The 7,965-nt window shown below is 63.2% G+C and carries 6 protein-coding genes, 1 pseudogene and 1 riboswitch; of the genes and pseudogenes, 2 read left to right on the top strand and 5 right to left on the bottom strand.

The features are described from left to right. Positions 1–110: pseudogene (locus WB528_RS15910) on the top strand (glutathione S-transferase); the annotation flags it as partial. Between the two features lie 18 nt (positions 111–128). Here WB528_RS15910 and ggt read toward each other — a convergent pair. The 4 genes from ggt to WB528_RS15890 all read right to left on the bottom strand — a co-directional run bounded on the left by ggt (position 129) and on the right by WB528_RS15890 (position 7,002). After that, positions 129–1,880 carry a gamma-glutamyltransferase gene (gene ggt, locus WB528_RS15905; protein WP_423889366.1) on the bottom strand — a complete coding sequence of 584 codons (1,752 nt, stop codon included), beginning with the start codon at positions 1,878–1,880 and terminating at the stop codon, positions 129–131. 135 nt (positions 1,881–2,015) lie between these two features. Further along, positions 2,016–3,608, bottom strand: a complete 1,593-nt coding sequence (gene purH / locus WB528_RS15900) for a bifunctional phosphoribosylaminoimidazolecarboxamide formyltransferase/IMP cyclohydrolase (RefSeq protein ID WP_423889365.1) — start codon at positions 3,606–3,608, stop codon at positions 2,016–2,018. 24 nt (positions 3,609–3,632) lie between these two features. Then, a riboswitch (ZMP/ZTP riboswitch) is annotated at positions 3,633–3,713 on the bottom strand. 39 nt (positions 3,714–3,752) lie between these two features. After that, positions 3,753–5,444 carry a heparinase II/III family protein gene (locus WB528_RS15895; RefSeq protein ID WP_423889367.1) on the bottom strand — a complete coding sequence of 564 codons (1,692 nt, stop codon included), beginning with the start codon at positions 5,442–5,444 and terminating at the stop codon, positions 3,753–3,755. 202 nt (positions 5,445–5,646) lie between these two features. Then, the gene (locus tag WB528_RS15890; RefSeq protein ID WP_423889364.1) at positions 5,647–7,002 is read right to left on the bottom strand and encodes an RsmB/NOP family class I SAM-dependent RNA methyltransferase; all 1,356 of its coding nucleotides are present in this window, start codon (positions 7,000–7,002) and stop codon (positions 5,647–5,649) included. A gap of 183 nt (positions 7,003–7,185) precedes the next feature. Between WB528_RS15890 and WB528_RS15885 the strand changes: the two genes are divergently transcribed. Next, positions 7,186–7,404, top strand: coding sequence for a DUF1674 domain-containing protein (locus WB528_RS15885; RefSeq protein WP_423889363.1), 219 nt, complete (start codon positions 7,186–7,188; stop codon positions 7,402–7,404). Positions 7,405–7,430: 26 nt separating this feature from the next. Here the strand turns inward: WB528_RS15885 and WB528_RS15880 are convergent, their stop codons facing one another. Next, the gene (locus WB528_RS15880; protein WP_423889362.1) at positions 7,431–7,943 is read right to left on the bottom strand and encodes a L,D-transpeptidase; all 513 of its coding nucleotides are present in this window, start codon (positions 7,941–7,943) and stop codon (positions 7,431–7,433) included. Positions 7,944–7,965 lie beyond the last annotated feature (22 nt).

The raw sequence follows: 7,965 nt of genomic DNA, 5'->3' as shown, positions 1-7,965 counted from the left end.
GCCTTGAACAGGGTCATCCGAAGGCGATGGCATTTCTGGAGCGCATTCATGCGCGCCCCGCTTACCGGCGCGCCTTGGAAAAAGGCGGGCCCTACGCAGTCGGCCGCTGAAACCAGCCGGCTGACTTTCTATTCGCCCGCCGCCTCAGAGCCGCGGGTGCGCGGATCGGGAGCGCCGAGCAGTCCGACCGGCGTCACGGCGATCGAATTCGCCGACGTCTGTCCCATCGGTTCGACAATGCGATGGCCTTTGGCCTTGAGTGCATCAACCGTCGCTTCAGCGAAGCCGCGTTCGATCCGTACTTCATCGGGAAGCCATTGATGGTGCAGCCGCGGCGCGGCCACTGCGGCCGCCACATCTAGATGATAGTCCAGCACGTTGACGATCACCTGCAGCACGGTCGATATGATGCGGCTGCCGCCGGGCGAACCCGTCACCAATACCGGCTTGCCGTCCTGCAGCACGATGGTCGGCGACATCGATGACAGCGGTCGTTTTCCGGGACCGGGCAAGTTGGCCTCGAAGCCAACGAGACCGTAGGCGTTGGAGGCACCCGGCGCAGCGGTGAAATCGTCTAACTCGTTGTTGAGCAGGACACCGGTGCCTTCAGCGACGAGACCGACGCCATAACTGAAATTCAGCGTATAGGTGTTGCTGACCGCGTTGCCAAATCGGTCTACCACCGAAAAATGCGTCGTGTTGTTGCCCTCGCGCGGCGCCGAAGCGGCCAACGCGTCGCTCCATGGCGTTGCATGATCGAGGTCTATGCCGGCGCGCTGTCTGGCGGCATAGTCCTTGGTGAGGAGGGTTGCCACCGGCGCACTGACGAAAGCGGGGTCGCCGAGATAATGCGCACGATCGGCATACGCGCGCTTCATCGCTTCGATCAGAACATGCAGCGAAGCCGCCGAGCCCTGCTTCATGTCGCTTAGGGGAAATCCCTCAAGGATATTGAGCGTCTCCACGAGCCCGATCCCGCCGGATGAAGGCAGCGGCATCGAAACAATATCGTAGCCGCGATAGGTGCCGCGCACCGGCGCACGAATGACAGGCCGATACGCCTTGAGATCATCCGTGGTCATGATGCCGCCGGCGTCAAGGATAGCTTCTGCGAGTTTTTCGGCGACCGGCCCTTCATAGAAGCCGCGCGGCCCCTGCGCGGCGATGGCCTCGAGCGTGGTGGCGAGGTCGATCTGGACCAGTGTGTCGCCCTCGCGCAACGACGATCCGTCGGGACGAGAAAAGATCTTTGTCGACGAAGGCCAGCGCGCGAGTCGCCGATGCCACTCGGGCAGCGTGTCGGCACCGTCATCGGCGACAACGACGCCGTTGCGCGCCAGATCGATTGCCGGTTTCAACAACTCCGCGAGCGTGAATTTTCCGGAGCCGAATTTTTCGAGCGCCAGCGAGTGTCCTGCAGGTGTGCCGGGAATGCCGATGCCGAGTGCCGAATCGCGCGATTTGGCGTTGTCTGGCTTGCCGTCAGCCCCGAGGAAAATGTTCGATGTGGTGGCGGCAGGTGCCGTCTCGCGATAATCGATCGCGACATCTTCACGCCGGTCCATCGAATGGATGACCATGAAGCCGCCGCCGCCGATATTTCCAGCGCGCGGATAGGTCACTGCCATGGCAAAGCCGGTGGCGACCGCCGCATCGACCGCGTTACCGCCGCGCTTCAAGACGTCGGTGCCGATGCGCGCCGCGGTCTTCTCCTGCGCCACCACCATGCCGTGTTCGGCCACGACCGAGTGGATGGCGTCGGCAGAAGGCGGCGTGTAAAAACCGCGGCGCGGCTGTTGCGCGGCCGCGAGGCCGCCAAACGCGAGAACGAGCAGGATCGCGGCCAGGTTTCCGCGCCACGTCATCCTGATAGGGATCATCCGCATTCTCCGTCGCGTCAGCAGAAGGCCCGGAAGCCTAGCTGTTTAAGCGACGGAGACAAATTTGTCCCGGCAAGGCTCGAGAATATTTGTGCATGCCTCTCAAGGGGTGATGCTGTGCGGTGGCTGCGGCCGTCAATGCCGGAAGTGGCGCACGCCGGTGAACACCATTGCGATGCCGTGAGCGTCGGCGGCTTCGATGACTTCGTTGTCGCGCACCGAACCACCAGGCTGGATGACCGCGGTGGCGCCGGCTTCGATGCAGGCCAGCATGCCGTCCGCGAACGGGAAGAACGCATCGGATGCGACAACCGAGCCTTTGGTGAGGGGTCCCGCCAGCTTCAACTCACGTGCGGCGTCCTCGGCCTTGCGTGCGGCAATCCGCGCCGAATCCACCCGGCTCATCTGGCCCGCGCCGATGCCGACGGTGGCAAGATCTTTCGCGTAGATGATCGTGTTCGATTTGACATGCTTGGCGACGCGGAATGCGAACATCAGATCGCGCATCTCGGCTTCCGTCGGTGCGCGCCTGGTCGCAACCTTCAGCGTCATGTCGTCGACCACAGCATTATCGCGGCTCTGTACCAGCAATCCGCCTGCCACGGTCTTTGCAGTCAGCCCGATTGCACGGGGATCGGGCAAGCCACTGGTCAAAAGCAGTCGCAGATTGCGCCGTTTGGCGACGACGGCAATCGCGTCGTCGGTGGCGTCGGGCGCAATGATGACTTCAGTGAAGATCTCCGTGACGGCCTTTGCCGTTTCCGCGTCCAGCGTTCGGTTCAGCGCGATAATGCCGCCATAGGCTGAGGTCGAATCGCAGGCCAGCGCCCGGCGATAGGCGGTGGCAAGATCAGGGCCCTCGGCCACGCCACAGGGGTTGGCGTGCTTGACGATGACGCAGGCGGCCGTGCGCTGAGGGTCGAACTCGGCGACGCATTCGAAGGCAGCATCGGTATCGTTGATGTTGTTGTAGGACAGCTCCTTGCCCTGCAACTGGCGCAAAGTGGAGACGCCCGGACGCCGGTCCGGCAGGCGGTAGAACGCGGCTTTCTGATGAGGATTCTCGCCGTAGCGCAGCGATTGAATCAGCCGACCGCCAAAGGCGCGGAATTCCGGTGCTTCGGTGTCGAGCTCGCCCGCGAACCAGTTCGAGATCGCGGCGTCATAGGCCGCGCAACGGGCATAGGCCGTGGCGGCAAGACGTCGTCGCAGCCAAAGCGTAGTTGCACCCTGATTGGCCTTGAGCTCGTCGAGAACCTCCTGGTAGTCGCTGACGTCGACCACGACGGCGACGTCGTCATGATTTTTGGCTGCGGCGCGGATCATGGCGGGGCCGCCGATGTCGATGTTCTCGATACACGTCTCGAAGTCGGCGCCTTTGTCGACGGTCGCCTCGAACGGATAGAGGTTGACGACCAGAAGATCGATCGGCGCGATGCCGTGGCTTTTCATCGCTCGCGCATGTTCGTCATTGTTGCGGACCGCAAGCAGCCCGCCATGCACTTTCGGATGCAGGGTTTTGACCCGTCCATCCATCATTTCGGGAAAGCCGGTCAGTTCGGAGACGTCCCTGACCTTCAACCCGGCTTCCGCGATCGCCTTCGCGGTGCCTCCGGTCGAAACGAGTTCGACGCCGTGGAGGGCCAGTGCGCGGGCGAATTCGATCAGCCCTGATTTGTCCGAGACAGAGAGCAAGGCGCGGGTGACGCGACGAAGTTGATCAGTCATGGGCAAGTTCCTCTGTTCAAGGGGTGCTTTTGCCCAGGCGCGCGGCAGATAGTCCCGCGCTTCCCGATGGTGCTCCATCCAAAGTCGCCAGTCGCGCGAGTGACGGCTGGTTAGCAGTTTTTACGGATGTTCACAACGGCCGGGTTACAGCGGCAATTCCGGTTCGCGGCGGGCACCGCGCCTCGCAGCCGTCGCCGACGGCGAGGAAGCCGAACGCGCAAAGCTCCAGCGGATCGATGGTGCGTGGTGCGAATCCTGCCGGATCACAATCTGCGAGGTGCGGCGCGGACCGTCATTGCCGGCCAGAAACACGCTGTCCTCAAGCTCGACCTTGTCGTCGAGCGCCTCGAAGGTCCAGACGTCGCGGTTAGGCAATACCAGCATGACGCCCCTGGCGTCGCTGAGACGGCTGGCCTTCACGGCCGGGTGCAGATGGAACCGCAACGCATAGTCGATTTCGTTACCTTTGTTTCGTACGTCGGGCGCCATCGTCACGGTGTCCTCGCCGTCGAGTCGCGCACCATCCGGCGCGAGCATCAACACCCGGCGATGGATCACGCCGAACCGGTCGACATAGCCGTCATGTGATGTCGTCAACAGCACGCCGTTGGCAACGGTCTCGCGACAGCTCTCGACCTCGGTCGGGCCATGGACGATCGGCGCCCCCTGCAGGAGCCGCTTCATCGCGGAAAATTCCACGAACTGGCAGGAAGACGTGTCGTGATAGATCAGCGTCGAATGCGCCGACGTGCCTCGGGCAAAGCTGCGCCAATTATCGCGGCCGGTCGAAGGCATGCCGCAGTTGATGACGATTCTGCTCGTTCCCGCGGACAATTCGAACGAGAGACAACCGGCATGGGCGTCCTGGCTGACGCCTGGCGGCGGCGATGGCCCGGCATCCATGATCACAACGGTATTGCCGGCATCGAGTCTTTGAAAACCCGTGTGCGGCATATTGGCCATCGGCGTGCCGTGGGTGTCGTCATAGGCGAGCAAGGTGGCCAGCACGTCCGATGGGGTGCCGCTCATGCCGTTGAACAGCGCAAAGTTGCCGTCGCCGTGCCGGAAGAAGCGCAGCATCGGCATCATGCGGTCGATCGCGTTCAACAGCGCGGGCGGTGGGGCGATATTGCGGGCCGCAAAGGTCTGACGCAGCGGCAACAGATCGGTCAAAAGTTCGATCAGCGCACCGGGGTTGCGCGAAATGTGACCGCCGTCGGGAAGGATCTGCCGTTGCAACTCTTCCGACAGCCGGCGGGCGGCGGCGCGGATGTGGTTTGCCTGATTGGCAAGACAAAGCGAAGCGTAACAAAGCGCAATCAGCACCTGCAGCCGGGGCACGCCATCAGCAATGTCGATCATGGCGTAACGCAGATAGCGGATTTCGCGGGAAAGCCCGCGCAGGTAGCGCCGATAGAACTTGCCGTCGGTATCTCCGAGAACGAGCGGGGCCTGCGACAACATCGAGATCACGCGACGCGCCAGCACGTCGGCACGGCGTGCCATCGGCCGCTTGTAGTTGGGATTTGAAAGCCAGTCGTCGACCAGCGCGCGGGCATTGGCGCGCGTGATCGCGGTATCGGCTGCGCGCAGGTGCCGTAGCCATCCAAAACCAAGCAGCGCAACTTCCCAATCGTCCGATGGCGGCTCGAGCTCGAAGATCGAGCGGCCGTGACAGGTGACGATCTTGCCCGCGAACACAAACCGGCCGGCATAGATTTCGGCCGCACGGGTAGCATCCGCCGTGCGCAGATCGTGCGGCGCGATGATGAGGCGGTCGGTACGGCCCGGCCATAGCGACGACAACGCGACCGAGCCACCGCTTGCCCGCGCCATCAGGTTGCGTGCAACGCGGTCCAGGATCAGCGTCGAGATACGTCTGCGTTGAGCGACCGACACGCCCTGCCTTGGTTGCGAGGATTCTTTCCGGCTCCTTTTAATCCGGAAATGCAGCCAAGACACCATCTTGAAACGCTGCGAATCAGCGCAGCAGGGTCAAAAACCGGTGTAAAATCAGGATTTAGCCGGCAGTCCGGGCTCAGTGACGCCGCACCAGCCGCGCGGCGTAAAACCCGTCAAGACCCCCGAGCCTCGGGTCCGGATGGGGGAAGTGGCAGGGCAGGGTGCGCAAATCGCCCTCGGCAGTCACGATTTCGCTCAAGCCCGCGACTTCCTCGGCGCCGATCGGCAGGCGTTGCATCGTCGTTTCGGACTTCAAAAACTCCGAGATCGCCAGCTCTCCCTCTTCGGGCTCCAGCGAGCAAGTACAGTAGACGAGCATTCCGCCGGGCTTCAAAGCAGCAACCGCTCTCTGCAACAGCCGCTGCTGGGCCGCCGCCAGCGGCGCAATATCGGATTCTTGTCGCAGCCAGCCGATATCGGGGTGACGCCTGATCGTCCCTGTCGAGGTGCAGGGCGCATCGATCAGGATGCCGTCGAACCCTTCGCCGTGACTCTGGCCGAGCCACTCAGCGCCGTCGGCAACCGCAAATTCCGCATCCAGCGCCAGCCGCGCCAGATTATCGCGCAGCCGCGCCATACGGGCGGGCGATCGATCGACGGCGGTCACGCGCGCTTTGCCATGCACGAGCTGTGCGGTCTTGCCGCCAGGAGCGGCGCAGAGATCGACGATCTTCTTGTCCGCCACGTCGCCGAACAGACGCGCCGGAAGCGCTGCGGCAGCGTCCTGCACCCACCACTGTCCTTCGGAAAAGCCCGGCAGCATCGTCACCGAGCCCTGCAATAACGTGCGGACAGATCCGGTGGGCAATGTTTCGCCGTGCAGCCGCGTCGCCCATTGTTCGGAATCGGACTTCACGGTGATGTCAAGCGATGGCTCATGTCCGATCGCGGTCGCGATGTCGCTCGCTGTGGCCTCGCCATAGTGCGCGGACCAGCGCGCCAGGAGCCACGGCGCCACGTCGAGATGTTTTGATTTTACTTCGTCGATCAGCGGCTGCCCTTCCCGCGCACAACGCCGCAGCACGGCGTTGACCAAGCCGGCATATTTCGCGGCGCGCCGATCCGACTGCACCAATCGTACGGACAGATCGACCGCGGCGTGGTCGGGCACATCCATCCAGAGAATTTGCGCCGCGCCTATCAAAAGCGCGCTTTGCGCGCGAGGGGCGTCGGTTGGAATGCCGCGGTCAAGCAACCGTGAAAGAACATGACCCAAAGTGCCTAGCCGACGCAGGATCGTCGCGACCAGACGTCGCATCAGCGCCCGATCGCGGTCGGAAAGGCTCTTCAACGCGGGGTGGGCGGCGGGGCCATCGAGCTGTTCGTCGAGCGTACGGTGTTTGTGCAGGACGCCATCGAGGATATCGGCTGCGATCCGCCGCGCCGCGAGGCCGGGCGCTTCAGTTGGCAGAGCGAAACGTTGCGGGGGCATGGAGCGGGAACATCTTGCAATAGGGGCCGGCAATTCGCATTTCACTCAAGGCCGGCGCAGAAGGAATCGCTTTGGCATGAGAATATGCCAAATGTAAGAATCGGCCGTGTGACTTTACAAGCGAATCGACGTCTCGCGCTCGCAAGTTGATCGGACGGGCGCTCCAACAAATGGATGTTTCCGATGACGGATGATCCTTTGCAGCCGAAGACGGCTCTTCCTTCGCCGGAACCCAAGGTGCTTACGCCTGCGGCCCAACGCGCGCTCGCGGAAGCCGAAGCGCGCCGGCAGCTCGCCGCCGCGAACGCGAAGTCGTCGCCGAAAGAGCTTCAGGGCCCGAAGGGACCCGAGCCGACCCGATATGGCGACTGGGAAACCAAAGGCATCGCCTCGGACTTTTGAAGCGGAGGCCGTCGCCAACGCCGCGATCAGCGGGTTACTACCACCGTGGTGCCGATGGAAACCCGTTCATACAGGTCGGTAATATCGGGGTTGAGCATCCGGATGCAACCATAAGAGACGAAGCCGCCGACCGAGCCGGGCATGTTGGTGCCGTGGATGGCGTATTCGCCGCCCGCCAACGTCATGGCGGCAACGCCCATCGGATTGCGCGGCGAGCCGCCGGGAATCAAATCGGGAATGTCGGGCTTATCGCGCTTCACTTCTGCGGGAGGCGCCCAGGCCGGATTGCGGTATTTGCCGCTGATCTGCGTGGTGCCGGACCATTGCTTGCCGTATTTGCCGACGCCGACGGGGTAACGCACCGCGTGGCCATCATCGAGGATGAGATAGAGACGGCGTTCGCTGGTCTTCACCACGATCGTCCCGGGCGAATATTCGCTGCTCCTCACCCCGACCACCTCGGGCCGGGCCTGCGCGGCATTGGTTGCCAGAAGCGTCACGCCGATGGTGGCCGCCGCCACCGCAATCCTCAAGGACATTGATCTCTCCAATACGTCCGCG

Origin of the sequence: Bradyrhizobium sp., from assembly GCF_049586575.1 — a bacterium.
Taxonomy (GTDB): Bacteria; Pseudomonadota; Alphaproteobacteria; order Rhizobiales; family Xanthobacteraceae; genus Bradyrhizobium.
This window is presented reverse-complemented; position numbering and strand designations above follow the sequence as displayed.